Annotated in this window: 1 protein-coding gene; it reads right to left on the bottom strand. The window is 71.4% G+C overall.

Going from position 1 to position 667, the window contains the following annotated elements; all coding sequences use genetic code 11:
- Positions 1–23: 23 nt before the first annotated feature.
- Positions 24–667, bottom strand: a 644-nt coding sequence (locus tag ABD223_RS43330) for an IS5 family transposase (RefSeq protein ID WP_344044200.1), incomplete at its 5' end; no start/stop codon positions are given.

Below are 667 nucleotides of genomic sequence, written 5' to 3'. Positions count from 1 at the left end.
CTAGGAGCTGTTTGAGGTTCGGATCATGTGGCTGAAGCCAGGGCTCTCAGCCACATGATCGCTCCTCGTAGATGCAGCCCGGCCTCGTAGCTCTCCGGTGTTTTGTCGTAGCGGGTGGCCAGGCCGCGCCATGTCTTGATCTTCTGGAAGCAGCGTTCGACGGTGTTGCGCCGCCTGTAGCGCGCGGGATCGAAGGACACCGGCCGCCCTCCGGCCGAGCCTTTCTTCTTGCGGTTGGCCTGCTGGTCGGTCTTCTCCGGGATCACGGCGGTGATCCGGCGGCGGCGCAGGTAGGCCCGGTTGGCCTGGGAGGAGTACGCCTTGTCCGCGGCCACCGCGTCCGGACGGGTGCGGGGCCGACCGGTCGGGCCGGGAACCCGGACCCGGTCCAGCACGGTCTGGAACTGTGGGCTGTCCGCGGCCTGGCCGGGTGTGAGCACGAACGCCAACGGCAGCCCGGCGGCGTCGACCGCGGCATGGATTTTGCCGCTCAGCCCGCCCCGGGACCGGCCGAGCCCGGCCGCCTCAGCCCGCGCCTTCCGACGCCGCCTGCGGGCGGCACGGTCCCGACCGGCAGACGTGCCCGCGCCGGACGCGTCAGGCGCGGACGGCGGCGCATCACCCGCAGCACGCTCTGCTGTGTGGGCAGCGGAGCCCCTTTTTCCTC

The sequence above is a fragment of the Saccharothrix xinjiangensis genome (assembly GCF_039527585.1).
In the GTDB taxonomy this organism is placed as follows: Bacteria; Actinomycetota; Actinomycetes; order Mycobacteriales; family Pseudonocardiaceae; genus Actinosynnema; species Actinosynnema xinjiangensis.
Note: the sequence above shows the minus strand (reverse complement) of the source record. Positions and strands in the feature narration are given on the sequence as shown.